Source organism: Lentzea sp. NPDC036955 (assembly GCF_055608005.1).
On record NZ_JBVJRC010000003.1, the window covers coordinates 266,306 to 279,408 of the forward strand.

Genomic DNA, 13,103 nt, shown 5'->3' on the forward strand with positions numbered 1-13,103 from the left:
AGCACGGCCCCGGCGCGGGCCGTGTTTTTCCGTTCCGGGCTGGCGGCCCGGGAACTATCTGGCACACACGCGTGCGCCGGAGCAAGACGAGGAGTTGGTGACCGTGAGCGACACCCAGGTGACCTGGCTGACCCAGGAGGCCTACGACCGGCTCAAGGCTGAGCTGGACGAACTGATCGCGTACCGCCCGGTCATGGCTGCCGAGATCAACGCTCGTCGCGAAGAGGGCGACCTCCGCGAGAACGGCGGCTACCACGCGGCTCGCGAGGAGCAGGGCAAGCAGGAGGCGCGCATCCGCCAGCTGCACGAGCTGCTCCAGGCCGCGAAGGTCGGCGAAGCTCCCACCACGAAGGGTGTCGCGGCACCGGGCACGGTGCTCACGATCCGCTACGAGGGCGACGACGAGACCGAGACCTTCCTGCTGGCGACGCGGGAAGAGGGCGCGCACGGCGAGATGGAGGTCTACTCCCCGTCCTCACCGCTGGGCAAGGCGCTGAACGGCTCGAAGGACGGCGAGACCGTCGAGTACGAGCTGCCCAACGGCAAGCTCCAGAAGGTCACGCTGATCTCCGCGGTGCCGTACTCCGGCTGATCACACGACGTTGCGGAGGGGCGGTCACTGCGGTGACCGCCCCTTCACGCGTTCCAGGAGCGGTCGCACCCGCGGCGGCACCGGCGTGGAGAGCGCGATGGAGGTCGACAGCCTGCGCACGTGCGGCACGTCGACGATGTGGTCGACCACGCGCTGCAGGTCCGCGTTGGACCGCGCGACCATCCGCACGAAGAGGTCGCCCTGCCCGGTCGTGGCGTGCACCTCGCACACCTCGCTGATCGCGGCCAGGCCCTCGCACACCTCCTGCCGGCGGCCCTGCGCGATCTCGACCGTCGCGAACGCGGTCAGCCCGTAGCCCATCGCCCCCAGGTCCAGCGCGGGCGGGAACCCGGTGAGCACACCGCGGCCGGTCAGCCGGTCCAGCCGGGCCTGCACGGTGCCACGTGCGACACCGAGCCTGCGGGAGCATTCGAGGACGCCCAGCCGCGGCTCGTCGGTGAGGAGCAGCAGCAGCCGTGCGTCCAGTTCGTCGACTGTCTGGTCAGAGTGCTCACTCTGCTGGTCTTCGGCCACGCATCACTGTACAAAATGCGCAGCGAAATTGAAGACTGTTGCTCACCCTGTCGGGTCATCTCATGCTGATGAGCATGACGCAGCAGCTTGACGACGTGAGCTACGACCAGCTCCGGCAGCTCGTGGGGTTGGTCGACTACGACGCGACCAAGGACCCCTTCCCCGTGCGCGCCATGGACGCCGTGGTGTTCGTCGCGGGCAACGCCACGCAGACCGCGTGGCTGTACCAGGTGGCGTTCGGCATGGAGCTCGTGGCCTACGCGGGCCCCGAGACCGGCCAGCGCACGCACAAGTCGTTCGTGCTGAAGTCGGGTTCGGCCCGCTTCGTGATCCACGGCGGCGTGCAGCCCGGTTCCCCGCTGCTCGACCACCACCGCAAGCACGGCGACGGCGTCGTCGACCTGGCGCTGGAGGTCGGCGACGTCGACCAGTGCATCGAGCACGCCCGCGCCCAGGGCGCGACCGTCCTGGAGGAGCCGCACGACGTCTCCGACGAGCACGGCACCGTCCGCCTCGCGGCCATCGCCACCTACGGCGAGACCCGTCACACCCTGGTGGACCGCTCGAAGTACACCGGCCCCTACCTGCCCGGTTACGTGGCCAAGACGTCGACCGTGAAGCGGCCGGAGGGTGCGCCGAAGCGCCTGTTCCAGGCCGTCGACCACTGCGTCGGCAACGTCGAGCTCGGCAAGATGGACTACTGGGTCGAGTGGTACAACCGCGTCATGGGCTTCGTGAACATGGCGGAGTTCATCGGCGACGACATCGCCACCGACTACTCGGCGCTGATGTCCAAGGTCGTCTCCAACGGCAACCACCGCGTCAAGTTCCCGCTGAACGAGCCGGCGGTCGCGAAGAAGAAGTCGCAGATCGACGAGTACCTCGAGTTCTACGAGGGCGCGGGCGTCCAGCACATCGCGCTGGCCACCAACGACATCATCAAGACCGTCACCGCCATGCGCGAGGCGGGCGTGGAGTTCCTGGAGACCCCGGACTCCTACTACGACGACCCCGAGCTGCGCGCCCGCATCGGCGAGGTCCGCGTGCCGATCGAGGTCCTCAAGGAGCACCGCATCCTGGTCGACCGCGACGAGGACGGCTACCTGCTGCAGATCTTCACCAAGCCGATCGGCGACCGCCCCACCGTGTTCTACGAGCTGATCGAACGGCACGGCTCGCTGGGCTTCGGCAAGGGCAACTTCAAGGCGTTGTTCGAGGCCATCGAGCGGGAACAGGAGCGCCGCGGCAACCTCTGATGCGCGTTCCCCGGTAGGCTGCCTTACGGGGGACTCACATCGTGGGGAGGTGGCATGGCACTCGTACGACGCGTGGCCGCGGTGATTCCGCTGGTCGGAGCCGTGACCACGGCTGCGGCGCTGACCGGCGCGGCGTTCCTGACCGTGGCCCACGCGGGTTGCGACGAGGCCGGCCGCTTCGTCCGCACCGGCGAGTCGATCGAGTTCGTCGGCGGCTGCGTCAACGGCGCCGACCTACCGGCGGCGCCCACAGCCGACACCGCGGACAACGTGGACAGGTTCGGCGGCTCGAAGAAGCCGTAGTAGCGCTGAGGGCGTCTGCAAGTACCACCAACTCCACGTTGGCCGTACTTGCAGACGCCCTCTCCCCTTGCTTGAAGTGCACGCGGGCCCCTTTCGTGCACCAGGAGCGCACGCGGGGAGCTTTCGTACTCCTGGTGTACGCGGGGAACTTTTGTGCTCCTGGAAGTGCACGCGGGGAGCTTTCGTGCACCAGGAGCGCACGAAAGGGCCCCGCGTGCGGTGGGGCAGCGGAGGGTGGGGGTTAGCCGAGGGCGGCCAGCAGGTCGGAGACCAGGTCGTCGCCCGACTCGATGCCCACCGAGACGCGGACCAGGTCGGCCGGGACCTCCAGCATCGAGCCCGCGGTCGAGGCGTGCGTCATCTTGCCGGGGTGCTCGATCAGCGACTCGACGCCGCCGAGCGACTCGGCCAAAGTGAAGAGCTTGGTGCGCGCGCAGACCGCGAGCGCCGCCTCCTCGCCGCCCTCGACGAGGAACGAGATCATGCCGCCGAAGCGGCGCATCTGCTTGGCCGCCACCGCGTGGCCGGGGTGCGACTCCAGGCCGGGGTAGATGACCTTCTTCACGCGCGGGTGGCGGGTGAGGGCCTCGGCGACCAGCTCGGCGTTGTCGGAGTGCTTCTCCATGCGCAGCTCGAGCGTCTTGAGGCCGCGCAGGGTCAGGTAGGCGTCGAACGGGCCGGGGACCGCGCCCGCGCCGTTCTGCAGGAAGCCGAACGCCGCGTCGGTCTCCTCGTCGGAGGTGACGAGGGCGCCGCCGACGACGTCGGAGTGGCCGCCGACGTACTTGGTGGTGGAGTGCAGCACCACGTCGGCGCCGAGCTCCAGCGGGGTCTGCAGGGCCGGGGACGCGAAGGTGTTGTCCACCACCAGCTTGGCGCCCGCGGAGTGGGCGACCTCGGCGATCGCGGCGATGTCGCCGATGTTCAGCAGCGGGTTGGTCGGCGTCTCGATCCACACGAGCTTCGTGGCCGGCGTGATGGCGGCGCGGATCGCGTCGACGTCGGAGACCGGGGCCGGCGAGTGGGTGACGCCCCACTGCGAGAAGACCTTGTCGATCAAGCGGAACGTGCCGCCGTAGGCGTCGTTCGGGATGACGATGTGGTCGCCGGGCTTGAGGAACGCGCGCAGGGCCGTGTCGGTGGCACCCATGCCCGACGAGAACGCACGGCCGAAGCGGCCGCGTTCCAGGGAGGCGAGGGCGGTCTCCAGTGCGCGGCGGGTCGGGTTGCCGGTGCGCGAGTACTCGAAGCCCTGGCGCAGCCCACCGACGCCGTCCTGGGCGTACGTCGACGTCGCGTAGATGGGCACGTTCACCGCACCCGTGGTCGGGTCCGGGTCCTGACCGGCGTGGATCGCCCTGGTCGCGAAGCCGTATGGGGTGCTCATGTCCGCAGGGTACTCACCCGTCCGGCCGCCGACCGGCAGGAGTGCGGAACAGAACAGCCCCCGGTCACAGGGACCGGGGGCTGTTGCTGGTGAGGTCTTACCAACCCTGCTGCTGGCCGTAGCCCTGCTGCGGCGGCTGGCCGTAGCCACCCTGCTGCGGGTAGCCGCCGGTGCCCGGCTGCTGGAAGCCGCCGGTGCCACCGCCGTACGGCGAGGCCGTCTCCGGGGCGTTGATCACGATGGTCTTCATGATCTTGTCGGCCCAGGTCTGGTTCTTCGGCTCCCACAACGGGGCCAGGAAGCCCGCGTTGCACGGCAGCGAGTCGACGACGTGGCACAGCTGGCGCACGAAGGTGGTGCCGGCGCCGAGCGGCTGCAGCGTCTCCTCGGAGACGAGCTTGATCTTGGCGATCTTCTTGCCGATCGTCTGACCGGTCGCGCCCTGCCTGATGATCAGGTTCCAGATGTAGAACCCGAACAGCGCCAGGTAGAGCACGATGCCGATGATCGCGAAGATCCACGCGGCGTCGGGGCCGATGCCCGCGCCGACGAGGCCCAGCACGAACGCGACGAGCCACACCACGACGACCGGCGCCGCGACGTCGATCAGGTAGCCCACGAACCGCGAACCCCACTCGGCGTAACCGGTGGGAGGCGGCGGCGGGAAGCCGGGAGCGCCGCCGTAGGAGGGCTGGCCGTAGGGCTGCTGCTGCGGCTGACCGTACGGCGAGCTCTGCGGAGCGCCGTAGGGCTGCTGCTGGTGCTGCTGCGGCTGGCCGTACGGGCTCGACTGCGCGGGCTGGCCGTACGGGTTGGACTGCACGGGCTGCCCGTACGGGTTCGACTGCGGAGCGCCGTAGGCGGGCGGCTGCGGAGCACCGTACGGGGGCGGCTGCTGGGCGGGGAACCCGCCGGAGCCGGGACCCTGTGCCGGGAAACCGCCGGAGCCGGGAGCGCCGGCCGGGGGCACCTGCCCCGGGCTGACGACCTGGGTGGCGTCCGCGTTCTGCTGCGGCGCGGCAGGCGTCTGACCAGGCGAGACGACCTGCGTGGCGTCCGGGTTGTGGGACGCCTGCGGCTGCCCACCTCCTGGGACGACCTGCGTGGCGTCCGCGTTTGGCTGCTCGTGCTGCGGCTGACCGCCGAACGGATTTCCTGGCGGCTGCGGAGCGTTCATCCGGTTTCCAACCCCCTTGGCTGGGCCGTGTGTGTATGAGTCTGGTTGATCTGGGGCGTCACGCTATCGGACGTACGGCCTTCTACGTTCAGCGACCAGCCAAGAAACCGAGAATGTCCTGCCTCGTCACGACACCGGCGGGCTTCCCGTCCTCCAGCACCAGCGCGCCGTCGGCGTGGGTCATGGCGTTCATGGCCACACTCACCGGCTCACCGGCGCCCAGCGTGGGCAGCGGTGCGCCCATGTGCTTGTCGAGGCGGTCGGCCAGCTGGGCCTTGCCGGTGAACAGCGCGTCGAGCAGGTCGCGCTCGTTGACCGCGCCGGCGACCTCGGCCGCCATGACCGGCGGTTCGGCGTTCACGACGGGCATCTGCGAGACGCCGAACTCGCGCAGGATCGCCACCGCGTCGCCGACGGTCTCGTTCGGGTGCGCATGCACCAGGTCGGGCAGCTGGCCGCCCTTGCGGCGCAGCACGTCGCCGACGGTCGCGCCGGTCGAGTCGGGCGGCAGGAAGCCGTAGGAGGCCATCCAGCGGTCGTTGAAGACCTTCGACAGGTAGCCGCGGCCGCCGTCGGGCAGCAGCACGACCACGACGGCGTCCTCGGGCAGGTCCCGCGCGATGCGCAGCGCCGCGGCGGCGGCCATGCCGCAGGAGCCGCCGACGAGCAGGCCCTCCTCGCGGGCCAGGCGCCGGGTGACGTCGAACGAGTCCGCGTCGGAGACCTCGACGATCTGGTCGCAGACGGTCTTGTCGTAGGTCTCCGGCCAGAAGTCCTCGCCGACACCCTCGACGAGGTACGGCCGGCCGGTGCCGCCGGAGTAGACCGAGCCCTCCGGGTCCGCGCCGATGATCTTCACCGCGCCGTCCGAGACCTCCTTGAGGTAACGGCCGGTGCCGGAGATCGTGCCGCCGGTGCCGACGCCCGCGACGAAGTGCGTGATCTTGCCCGCCGTCTGGCGCCACACCTCGGGGCCGGTCTGGTGGTAGTGGCTCGCCGGGTTCTCCGGGTTCGCGTACTGGTTGGGCTTCCACGCGCCGGGGATCTCGCGGACCAGCCGGTCGGAGACGTTGTAGTACGAGTCCGGGTGCTCGGGCGCGACGGCGGTCGGGCACACCACGACCTCGGCGCCGTAGGCCTTGAGGACGTTGCGCTTGTCCTCGCTGACCTTGTCGGGGCACACGAACACGCACTTGTAGCCCTTGCGCTGGGCGACCAGCGCGAGGCCGACACCGGTGTTGCCCGAGGTGGGCTCCACGATCGTGCCGCCGGGCTGCAGCTCGCCGGACTTCTCGGCCGCCTCCACCATGCGCAGCGCGATGCGGTCCTTCACGCTGCCGCCCGGGTTCAGGTACTCGACCTTGGCCAGGACGGTCGCCTTGATGCCCGAGGTCAGGGAGTTGAGCTTGACCAGCGGCGTGTTGCCCACCAGGTCGACGACGTGCTCGACGTACTCCACCGCTGTACTCCCCACTCCCACTCTCCGAGATAGCGCACGAAGCGTAGCTCTAGTGGCAGCGGAGGTTGATTCGAACGGTGATGCCGACGATTCCAGAGGAGAGGGGGTGGTGCGGATGCTCGGCACGGGACACCTGCGCGCGGCCACCATGACCGCCGCGACGCTCGGCGGGCTGTCCGGGGCGCTCGTCGGGCTGCTGAACGAGCAGGGCAGACGGGCCCGCGTGGCCATCGGCGTGCTGGAACACCTGTGGCCCGCGCCCGACGGCGTGTACCGCGACGACGGCCGGGACCCGCTGCGGCTGGCGGTGCTCGGCGACTCGATGGCGGTCGGCGTCGGTGTGACGCACCCCTCGCAGATGCCGGGCGTGTTGCTGGCCGGGGCGCTGGCCGAGGAGGCGGCCCGGCCGGTGCGGCTGTCGACGTACGCGATCAGCGGCTCGACGACCCGCGACCTGGTGCCGCAGGTCGACGCGGCGCTGCCGGGCGAACCGCAGGCGGCGCTGGTCATCATCGGCGCGAACGACGTGACGACGCGGACGCCGGTGCGCGACTCGGCGGCGTTGCTGGGCGAGCAGGTCCGCCGGCTGCGCGCCGCCGGGTGCGGTGTCGTGGTCGGCACCTGCCCCGACCTCGGGATCGTGCGGCCGATCCCGCAGCCGCTGCGGGCGATCGGGCGGCGGTACAGCCTGCGGCTGGCGGCGGCGCAGACGGCGCAGGTGCGGCGGGCCGGCGGTGTCGCGGTACCGCTGGGGAACCTGCTGGCACCGGAGTTCACCGCGCGGCACGCCGACATGTTCAGCTCCGACCGCTTCCACCCCAGCGCCGCCGGCTACGAGGCGGCGGCCGGTGTGCTGCTGGCGCCGTTGTGCCGGGTGGCGGGGTTCCTGCCGGAGTGGGCGGCGGCGCCGGTGCCGTTGCGCTCGGCGGCGGCGCTGGCGGTGGGCGCGTCGCGGTGGCCCGCGTGGCTGCACCGGCGGCACGCGTGAGTTCCGGAAATCCTCGTCACGTGCGCTGGCCGGGGTGAGCGGGCGTTAACTAGGCTCGGCTGCGACCTTGACCCCCAACGAGGAGCTCCCCGATGCCTGAGGCCGTGATCGTCTCCGCCGCCCGCTCCCCCATCGGCCGCGCGGGCAAGGGCTCGCTGAAGGACGTGCGGCCCGACGACCTCGCCGCGCGGATGGTGAAGGCGGCGCTGGACAAGGTGCCGCAGCTCGACCCGGCGCAGATCGACGACCTGATGCTCGGCTGCGGCCTGCCCGGCGGCGAGCAGGGCTTCAACATGGCGCGCGTCGTGTCCGTGCTGCTGGGCCACGACACCCTGCCCGGCACGACGGTCACCCGCTACTGCGCCTCGTCGCTGCAGACCACGCGCATGGCCCTGCACGCCATCAAGGCGGGCGAGGGCGACGTGTTCATCTCCGCGGGCGTCGAGACGGTGTCGCGCTTCGCCAAGGGCAGCTCCGACTCGTGGCCGGACACCCACAACCCGCTCTTCGCCGACGCCGAGGCCCGCACGGCCTCCGTCGCCGCCTCCGGCGCCTCGACGTGGGACGACCCGCGGGTGTCCGGTGCCCTGCCGGACGTCTACGTCCCGATGGGCCAGACCGCGGAGAACCTGGCGCTGCTGAAGGGCGTCTCCCGCAAGGAGATGGACGAGTTCGGCGTCCGTTCGCAGAACCTCGCCGAGAAGGCGATCGCCGACGGCTTCTGGGCCCGCGAGATCACCCCGGTGACGCTGCCCGACGGCACTGTCGTCTCCACCGACGACGGCCCGCGCGCCGGCGTCACCTACGAGGCCGTGTCGCAGCTCAAGCCCGTGTTCCGCCCGGACGGCCGGATCAACGCCGGCAACTGCTGCCCGCTCAACGACGGCGCGGCCGCCCTCGTGGTCATGTCCGACACCAAGGCCCGCGAGCTCGGCATCACGCCGCTGGCGCGGATCGTCTCCACCGGCGTCTCCGGCCTGTCGCCGGAGATCATGGGCCTCGGGCCGGTCGAGGCCTCGAAGCGCGCGCTGGCGCTGGCGGGCCTGTCGATCTCCGACATCGACCTCGTGGAGATCAACGAGGCGTTCGCGGCCCAGGTCATCCCGTCCTACCAGGACCTCGGGATCGACCTGGACCGGCTGAACGTGAACGGTGGCGCCATCGCCGTCGGCCACCCGTTCGGCATGACCGGCGCGCGGATCACCACGACCCTGATCAACTCGCTCCAGTTCCACGACAAGCAGTTCGGTCTGGAGACGATGTGCGTGGGCGGTGGCCAGGGCATGGCGATGGTGCTGGAACGCCTCAGCTGATCCTGGACCGATTCCAAGATCTGCAATTTGCCACTTGCAAGTAGCTCCGTTTCACCCGAACGGAGCTACTTGCCCACCACCGTTCTGCCGATGACCTGAATCGTCCAGCAATGGCGTCATCGGGCGAGGGGAAGTCCGTCCCTACCGACGAGTCAGGAGGTTGGGACATGCCCTATGTGTGGTGGCAAAGCGAATACGACCTGCAATGCCACGCGTTCTCGCTCGACCAGGCCCGTGGTTCCCGCCGCAGTTTCTACGAGGCGGTGTGCGAGCACTCGGTGCCCGATGAACGGGTGTCGCGTTCGCAGGTGGGGGCCTTCTGCACGGACTGCCTGATCAAAATCGGCACCGAGCTGCCGGACGTGCGCTGGCGGGTCTAGCGCACGAGCCGCATGCCGACCGACGCCGGGGCGCTCTCGGTGAAGCCGTGCCGTTCGTAGAGACGACGGCCGGGCGGGTCGGCGAGCAAGCTGACGTACGCGTCGGGCGAGTGGTCGCCGATGCGGTCCAGCAATGCGGTCATGATCGCGTCACCGATGCCTTTGCGCTGGTGGCGCGGCAACACCGCCATGTCGATGATGTGGAAGTACCAGCCACCGTCGCTCAGCACGCGACCCATGCCCACGGTTTCGCCTGATTCCGCGTGAATCGCGCGAACAGTGGCCCACGCGCCGTTGATGCCGTTCTCGGCTTCCTCACGACTGCGCGCGCTCAGGCCGGATTCCTCGCGCAGGCGCAGGTAGTCGTCGACGGTCGGCGGACTCATCTCCAGGCGGTACCCGTTTTCCACGCGACCCAGCCTACAAATGCAGAAGGGCGCCCCGCCGCAGCGGAACGCCCTCCGATCGGATACCCGGACGTCAGTCCGAGTTGAAGTACGAGAGCAGGCGCAGGATCTCGGTGTAGAGCCACACCAGGGTGACCGTGAGACCGAACGCGATCTGCCACGCGAACTTGGCCGGCACGCCGGCCCGGATCGCCTGGTCCGCGGCGTCGAAGTCGATCAGGAAGCTGAACGCCGCGAGGCCGATGCAGACGAGGCTGAAGATGATCGCGAGCGTGCCGCCGGAGCGGAGGCCGAGGCCGCCGGTCGTGAAGAAGCTCATGATCAGGTTGAAGAGCATCAGGACGGCGACGCCGATGATCGCGCCGGTGATCCACTTCGTGAACTTCGGCGTGACGCGGATCGCGCCGGTCTTGTAGACGACCAGCATGCCGGCGAAGACGCCGATCGTGCCGATGATCGCCTGGCCGATCACCACGACACCCTGGCCGGGGTTGCCGGTCCAGCCGTCGATCAGCCGCCCGATGATCCCGCTGAACGCGCCGAGGAAGACACCCTCGACGGCGGCGTAGGCGATGACGAGGGGCGGGCTCGGGACGCGCTTGAACGAGATGATCAGCGCGAGCACGAGTCCGATGATCGCGGCCGGGAACAGCAGTACCCAAGCCTGCATCAGGTAGGTGATGACGGCGGTGACCGCCACCACGGCCAGCGTGATGCCGGTCTTGGTGACGACGTCGTCGATCGTCATCGGCCGCTCGCTGGTCAGCGGCGGCGGGGCCTGCTGGTAGCCGGCTTCGGGCTGTCCGAAGCCTGCATAGCCTCCGTACCCGCCGCCGGTCGGCAGGTTACGGAAAGCCGGGTTGCTGCTGGAGCGCACCTGGTCCTCCTGGGGCGTTGCTTTACGCCGTCACGGGTACAACGAGCACGCTGGGTGCCAGGTTCCCCGTCGGTAAAGCCGACTTTACTCGCACAAGCGATCACACGTGCGCTAATAGTGTGCGAACTCGCGCGAAGACTCCGGAGCGTGACCTGACCACGGCGTGTCGCGGCGTGTCCGGCCCCGCGCACGTAACGCCGATCACATAACATTCACGATCACACCCTGCGCAGCGCCCTAGTTCCCCCTCGTGGCGGCTTGTCCCCGAAGTGGGCTACCGACAAGCTCGCACGCGGGATATGTACAGGTCAGAGGGGACCACGATTCACCATGGGCTGGAAACGTCTTGCCGCAGTGGCTGCGGTCTCGGGGCTCGCGCTCCTGACCGCCCCCGCGACGGCGACAGCGGTCGGCGTCAAGGGCATCGGCTACAACGCGACAGAGGTCCAGCCCAACGCCACCACGGGTTCGGAGTGGCACGGGTCGTACGTGTGGCAGGACAAGCACGTGTGGTGCGTGCAGTACGCCCTGCCCGCTCCCGACAGCGCGGTGGGCTACCAGCCCGGTGACGAGCTGCTGACGAAGGCGGGCAAGAAGCTCGCGCCCGACGTGGCCGCGAACATCTCCTACCTCCTGCTGCGCTACTCCACGACCAAGTCGGCGGAGGAGGCGGCGGCGCTCGCGCACCTGCTGCACAGCTGGACCGCGGCGCCGGACGGTGCGGTGAACTTCGACACGAAGGACCCGCGCTACCTCGCCTACAACGCCGAGTGGTACGCCGCCCGGCTGCCCGCGCCCGTGCTGGAGGCCGTCGCGCGGATGCGGGCCGACGCCGAGGCCAACCGCGGCCCGTGGAAGCTCGCCGCGACCGCGCCGCAGGAACCGCTCGTCATCGGCACCGAGTCGACGTGGACCGTGTCGCTGCTCAAGCAGAACGACAAGGGCGTCTCCGGCGCGCCGATCAGCTTCGCGCTGACCGACGCCACGCTCGTCGACGGCAGCGCGGAGGGCAAGGTCACCACCGACGCGAACGGCAGCCCGGTCGCGCTCAAAGTCGTCCCCACCGGCCCGAAGCCGGCGATCGCGGTCACCGCCGACTCCCCCGCGGACAAGCCGGTCGTGCACCAGCCGATCCAGACCGAGAACATGCAGCGGATCGTCACCACCGGCGGCGAGAAGAAGCTGACCGCCGCCGCCAACGCCCAGGCCAAGACCGCTCCGGGCGCCGTGAAGATCACGAAGATCGACTCGGAGACCAAGAAGGCCATCGCGGGCGTCGCGCTGCGCGTCACCGCCAAGGACCAGACGAGCCCCGCGCTCAAGCAGGACGACAGCCCGCTGGTCGGCACGGACGGCAAGCCGCTGGTGCTGCAGACCGGCGCCGACGGCACGGTCGAGGTGCCGGACCTGCGCACGCCGCAGGAGATCTGCCTCGTCGAGGTGGCCGCGCCGAAGGGGTACGAGGAGTTCTTCGACGCGAAGGCACCACCGGCCGCGTGCGGGTCCGTCGGCCCCGGCTCGACGCTCGCGCTGGAGCTGGTGAACAAGCCGAACACCCCGGTCGTGCCCAGCACGATCCCGGCGGGCACGGAGGGCAGCACGCCGGTCGCGACCGCGTCGTTCGACTCGCAGCTGCGCCCCGGTCTGCTGCTCTCGGTGGGTGGCCTGGTGCTGCTCGGCGGGGCACTGGCAGGCTTGCTGGTGTGGCGCAGGCAGTGAGTTCCCGGGCTTTCCTGACCGGCGTGCTGGTGGTGGGCGTCGCCGCCACCAGCGTGCTGGTCACCTCGTCCGAGACCGACGTCCTCGCGGGACGGCCGGTCGCGGACGAGATCCCCGTGGTCGGGCCCGGTCCTGTCGGCGACAGCATGAGCACCGGCAGGGGCGCCGACCTCACCGGGTTGATCGGCGGCGCGAACACCGGCAACGCCAAACCGGTCGAGCCCGCACCACCGCAGCAGCAACAGCCCGCGCCGCCCAAGGCCGGTCCCGGTTCGGTGCGGCTGCCCGCCGGTGGCTCGGCCACTCTGGTGCGGCGCGAGGTCAAGGACGGCGTGCTGCCGGTGCCCGACGGCATCGGCGAGGCGACCTGGTGGGGCACCGAGCTGGCGGGCGCCGAGGGCGCGACCGTGCTGGCCGGGCACGTCGACTGGAAGGGCGCGAAGGGACCGTTCGCCGAGCTGTGGCAGGCGCAGAACGGCCGTGAGGTCGTCGTCGCCGACAGCGCGGGCGAGGAGTTCCGGTTCAAGATCCGGCAGATCGAGACGGTCCGCAAGGAGGAGCTGCCGGCCCGCGCGCTGGAGCTCTTCGGGCCGCGCGGCCCGCACCGGCTGGTGCTGGTCACGTGCGGGGGTACCTGGATCGGTGGGCAGCAGGGCTACGAGGCGAACCGAGTGGTGATCGCCGACCCCGTCAGGTGACCAATCGCCTCCC

14 protein-coding genes are annotated in these 13,103 nt (G+C 70.2%); 8 read left to right on the top strand and 6 right to left on the bottom strand.

Going from position 1 to position 13,103, the window contains the following annotated elements; genetic code table 11:
• Positions 1 to 94 precede the first annotated feature (94 nt).
• Positions 95 to 592, top strand: a complete 498-nt coding sequence (greA, locus tag ACZ7CF_RS10420) for a transcription elongation factor GreA (protein ID WP_360385997.1) — start codon at positions 95 to 97, stop codon at positions 590 to 592.
• 24 nt (positions 593 to 616) lie between these two features.
• Here greA and ACZ7CF_RS10425 read toward each other — a convergent pair whose 3' ends face one another.
• A complete protein-coding gene (locus ACZ7CF_RS10425; RefSeq protein ID WP_458429350.1) occupies positions 617 to 1,126 on the bottom strand; it encodes an Lrp/AsnC family transcriptional regulator in 510 nt (169 codons plus the stop codon).
• A gap of 74 nt (positions 1,127 to 1,200) precedes the next feature.
• Between ACZ7CF_RS10425 and hppD the strand changes: the two genes are divergently transcribed.
• Positions 1,201 to 2,382 (top strand): 4-hydroxyphenylpyruvate dioxygenase, encoded by a 1,182-nt coding sequence (hppD, locus tag ACZ7CF_RS10430; protein ID WP_458429351.1) that lies wholly within the window; start codon positions 1,201 to 1,203, stop codon positions 2,380 to 2,382.
• Positions 2,383 to 2,436: 54 nt separating this feature from the next.
• Positions 2,437 to 2,685, top strand: coding sequence for a hypothetical protein (locus ACZ7CF_RS10435; protein WP_360385992.1), 249 nt, complete (start codon positions 2,437 to 2,439; stop codon positions 2,683 to 2,685).
• A 241-nt stretch (positions 2,686 to 2,926) separates the two neighbouring features.
• Here ACZ7CF_RS10435 and ACZ7CF_RS10440 read toward each other — a convergent pair whose 3' ends face one another.
• From ACZ7CF_RS10440 to ACZ7CF_RS10450, 3 genes are all read right to left on the bottom strand, one after another.
• Positions 2,927 to 4,072 (bottom strand): cystathionine gamma-synthase, encoded by a 1,146-nt coding sequence (locus tag ACZ7CF_RS10440; protein ID WP_360385990.1) that lies wholly within the window; start codon positions 4,070 to 4,072, stop codon positions 2,927 to 2,929.
• A 97-nt stretch (positions 4,073 to 4,169) separates the two neighbouring features.
• On the bottom strand, positions 4,170 to 5,249 hold the full coding sequence (locus ACZ7CF_RS10445; RefSeq protein WP_360385988.1) for an RDD family protein: 1,080 nt from the start codon (positions 5,247 to 5,249) through the stop codon (positions 4,170 to 4,172).
• A gap of 88 nt (positions 5,250 to 5,337) precedes the next feature.
• Positions 5,338 to 6,708 carry a cystathionine beta-synthase gene (locus tag ACZ7CF_RS10450; RefSeq protein ID WP_360385986.1) on the bottom strand — a complete coding sequence of 457 codons (1,371 nt, stop codon included), beginning with the start codon at positions 6,706 to 6,708 and terminating at the stop codon, positions 5,338 to 5,340.
• 115 nt (positions 6,709 to 6,823) lie between these two features.
• Here ACZ7CF_RS10450 and ACZ7CF_RS10455 point away from each other — a divergent pair, with 115 nt between their 5' ends.
• The 3 genes from ACZ7CF_RS10455 to ACZ7CF_RS10465 all read left to right on the top strand — a co-directional run bounded on the left by ACZ7CF_RS10455 (position 6,824) and on the right by ACZ7CF_RS10465 (position 9,389).
• Positions 6,824 to 7,696, top strand: coding sequence for an SGNH/GDSL hydrolase family protein (locus tag ACZ7CF_RS10455; RefSeq protein WP_470369444.1), 873 nt, complete (start codon positions 6,824 to 6,826; stop codon positions 7,694 to 7,696).
• Positions 7,697 to 7,788: 92 nt separating this feature from the next.
• Entirely contained in the window at positions 7,789 to 9,009 is a 1,221-nt protein-coding gene (locus ACZ7CF_RS10460) for an acetyl-CoA C-acetyltransferase (RefSeq protein WP_458429354.1), read from the top strand.
• 167 nt (positions 9,010 to 9,176) lie between these two features.
• Positions 9,177 to 9,389: a hypothetical protein gene (locus ACZ7CF_RS10465; RefSeq protein WP_470369445.1), complete on the top strand. Its 213-nt coding sequence runs from the start codon at positions 9,177 to 9,179 to the stop codon at positions 9,387 to 9,389.
• Here ACZ7CF_RS10465 and ACZ7CF_RS10470 read toward each other — a convergent pair.
• Both ACZ7CF_RS10470 and ACZ7CF_RS10475 read right to left on the bottom strand, forming a co-directional pair.
• Positions 9,386 to 9,775 (bottom strand): GNAT family N-acetyltransferase, encoded by a 390-nt coding sequence (locus ACZ7CF_RS10470; protein ID WP_470369446.1) that lies wholly within the window; start codon positions 9,773 to 9,775, stop codon positions 9,386 to 9,388. The genes ACZ7CF_RS10465 and ACZ7CF_RS10470 overlap by 4 nt on opposite strands.
• Positions 9,776 to 9,869: 94 nt before the next feature.
• The gene (locus ACZ7CF_RS10475; RefSeq protein ID WP_360385976.1) at positions 9,870 to 10,673 is read right to left on the bottom strand and encodes a Bax inhibitor-1/YccA family protein; all 804 of its coding nucleotides are present in this window, start codon (positions 10,671 to 10,673) and stop codon (positions 9,870 to 9,872) included.
• A gap of 354 nt (positions 10,674 to 11,027) precedes the next feature.
• Between ACZ7CF_RS10475 and ACZ7CF_RS10480 the strand changes: the two genes are divergently transcribed.
• Both ACZ7CF_RS10480 and ACZ7CF_RS10485 read left to right on the top strand, forming a co-directional pair.
• A complete protein-coding gene (locus tag ACZ7CF_RS10480) occupies positions 11,028 to 12,392 on the top strand; it encodes an MSCRAMM family protein (RefSeq protein WP_458429355.1) in 1,365 nt (454 codons plus the stop codon).
• The gene (locus ACZ7CF_RS10485; protein ID WP_360385972.1) at positions 12,389 to 13,090 is read left to right on the top strand and encodes a class F sortase; all 702 of its coding nucleotides are present in this window, start codon (positions 12,389 to 12,391) and stop codon (positions 13,088 to 13,090) included. The genes ACZ7CF_RS10480 and ACZ7CF_RS10485 overlap by 4 nt, the downstream gene beginning before the upstream one ends.
• Positions 13,091 to 13,103: the final 13 nt, after the last annotated feature.

Bases quoted from the DNA above. Each gene is read 5' to 3' on its own strand.
- ACZ7CF_RS10445 (WP_360385988.1), bottom strand. From the start codon at position 5,249: ATGAACGCTCCGCAGCCGCCAGGAAATCCGTTCGGCGGTCAGCCGCAG.
- ACZ7CF_RS10435 (WP_360385992.1), top strand. From the start codon at position 2,437: ATGGCACTCGTACGACGCGTGGCCGCGGTGATTCCGCTGGTCGGAGCC.
- hppD (WP_458429351.1), top strand. From the start codon at position 1,201: ATGACGCAGCAGCTTGACGACGTGAGCTACGACCAGCTCCGGCAGCTC.
- ACZ7CF_RS10465 (WP_470369445.1), top strand. From the start codon at position 9,177: ATGCCCTATGTGTGGTGGCAAAGCGAATACGACCTGCAATGCCACGCG.
- ACZ7CF_RS10455 (WP_470369444.1), top strand. From the start codon at position 6,824: ATGCTCGGCACGGGACACCTGCGCGCGGCCACCATGACCGCCGCGACG.
- ACZ7CF_RS10470 (WP_470369446.1), bottom strand. From the start codon at position 9,775: ATGAGTCCGCCGACCGTCGACGACTACCTGCGCCTGCGCGAGGAATCC.
- ACZ7CF_RS10440 (WP_360385990.1), bottom strand. From the start codon at position 4,072: ATGAGCACCCCATACGGCTTCGCGACCAGGGCGATCCACGCCGGTCAG.
- ACZ7CF_RS10460 (WP_458429354.1), top strand. From the start codon at position 7,789: ATGCCTGAGGCCGTGATCGTCTCCGCCGCCCGCTCCCCCATCGGCCGC.